This window comes from Candidatus Frankia alpina (assembly GCF_902806485.1).
GTDB classification, from domain to species: domain Bacteria; phylum Actinomycetota; class Actinomycetes; order Frankiales; family Frankiaceae; genus Frankia; species Frankia alpina.
The window spans coordinates 1-457 of the sequence record NZ_CADCWT010000585.1 but is presented as its reverse complement, the minus strand read 5'-3'; the positions used below and the strand labels follow the sequence as shown (position 1 = coordinate 457).

The window sequence follows — 457 nt, the reverse complement described above, 5'->3', positions numbered from 1 at the left end:
GCCGGGAATGGCTCAGTGCGAACCACCGGATCCGCCGCGTCACACCGGACGGCATCATCACGGCGTTCGCAGGGTCCGGCACGACGTTCGTCTGGGGATCGCCGAAAACCGATGAGACCAACGGACCGGCTACGTCCATCGTTCTCTGGAATCCCAAGCAGGTGGCGGTGGACGGCGCCGGCAACGTCTACATCGGTGATTCCCCCCGAGTACTGAAGGTCGACCCGCAGGGCACCAGCCGCCTTCTCGCCAAAAGCTCGTAGCCCGCCAGGGCACTGTTGCATCGGCGAAGTCTGCCATCGCGGCTGCCGCCGATCGATCATGATCGGACCTTCACCGCCGGGCTGTCGCAGCAGGCCGGTTGGAGCTGAGGGCAGCCTGAACCGGCAGACGCCGGGGCAGGGCCCCGGGAAGATCGTTCTAGGTTGCGATCTGCTACGCGGAGTATTGGCCCCGT

Annotated in this window: 1 pseudogene; it reads left to right on the top strand. The window is 65.9% G+C overall.

The annotated features are described in order from the left end of the window. Positions 1 to 263, top strand: a pseudogene (locus G6R25_RS24605) (serine/threonine protein kinase); the annotation flags it as partial. Positions 264 to 457 lie beyond the last annotated feature (194 nt).